We start from the raw sequence: 1,313 nt of genomic DNA on the forward strand, positions 1-1,313 counted from the left end.
AAAAAATATGACAAAAGGGCGAGCAGAGATAGTTCGGTACAGTGATTGCTTTAAGAGAGCTGTCATAGAAGAAATAGAGAAAAAAGGCTTAAGTATTGAAGCCTGTCGTAGAAAGTATTCTATAGGAGGAGCTACAACTATCCAAAAATGGCTCAAAAAATACGGTAAAAATCACTTATTAAACAAAATAGTACGCGTGGAAACAATAGACGAAATTCAAGAAATTCAAGCTCTTAGAAAAGAATTAAAAGCAATTAAAGAGGCTTTTGCAGAAATGGCTATAGAAAATAAGGTTTATGAAACCTATTTTCAGGTACTTGGTGAGGAAACAGGAGCAAGTGAAAAAATAAAAAAAAAGCTAGATCAAGAACTATCGAAATACTTTCCCAGAAGAAAAAAGTAAACATAACAGCCTCTTGTAGAGTGTTTTGCATTACTCGTCAAAGCCATTATAAAGCTTTAAAAGCTCTTAAAAAAGAAGCTTTGGGCAATACCCTTGTCTTAGAGTTAGTGAAAGAAAAACGTAAAATTAATAAGTTTGAAGGAGGTAGAAAACTCTACTTTAGGCTTAAAGATGATATAAAACACATTACTAAAATGGGTAGAGATAAGTTTTTTACTTTATTGAGAGACAATGATTTACTTGTTCAAAGGAAGAAAAACTTTACTCGTACAACTTATTCAAATCATACTTACAGGTTTTATAAAAACCAAATAAAAGACTTGCTGATAACCCGTAAAAATCAAGTATGGGTAAGCGATATTACCTACATTCGTACTTTAGAAGGATTTAGATATTTATCGCTTATAACGGACTTATATTCAAGAAAAATAGTAGGATATGAACTTTCTAACAGTCTTTCGATAGAGGGTTGTATGAAAGCTTTGAAAAGGGCTTTAAAACTTTTAGATAAGTCAGAAAAGCTTATTCATCATTCAGACCGAGGCGTTCAGTATTGCTGTAAAGAATACACTGGTTTACTGATAAAAAAGGGTATAACAATCAGTATGACAGAGGTAGATCATTGTTATGAAAACGCTTATGCAGAGAGGGTTAATGGTATTCTCAAGCAGGAATACGGATTAGAAGATACCTTTAACAATGAGCAACAAGCTTTAAAGGCAGTGAAGGAAGCAGTTTTTATTTATAATACGGATCGTTTGCATACCTCTTTAGGTTTTAAAACGCCTGATATGGTATATTTTAAAGAGGCTGTTTAGTGGATACTCATCTATACTGATGTAGTAAAGGAGTTCTTGCTTACAATACTTAACTTAAAAAATGAAAAACATAAATTAAACTGACAAAATAA

The 1,313-nt window shown here is 32.0% G+C and carries 2 protein-coding genes; both read left to right on the plus strand.

Annotation, left to right across the window (positions count from 1 at the left end):
• The coding region (locus tag C8P65_RS11965; RefSeq protein ID WP_245887417.1) for a transposase at positions 1-403 on the plus strand (403 nt) is incomplete at its 5' end.
• A gap of 20 nt (positions 404-423) precedes the next feature.
• Entirely contained in the window at positions 424-1,221 is a 798-nt protein-coding gene (locus C8P65_RS11970; protein ID WP_245887418.1) for an IS3 family transposase, read from the plus strand.
• Positions 1,222-1,313 lie beyond the last annotated feature (92 nt).

The sequence above is a fragment of the Capnocytophaga leadbetteri genome (assembly GCF_003054025.1).
Lineage (GTDB): Bacteria > Bacteroidota > Bacteroidia > Flavobacteriales > Flavobacteriaceae > Capnocytophaga > Capnocytophaga leadbetteri.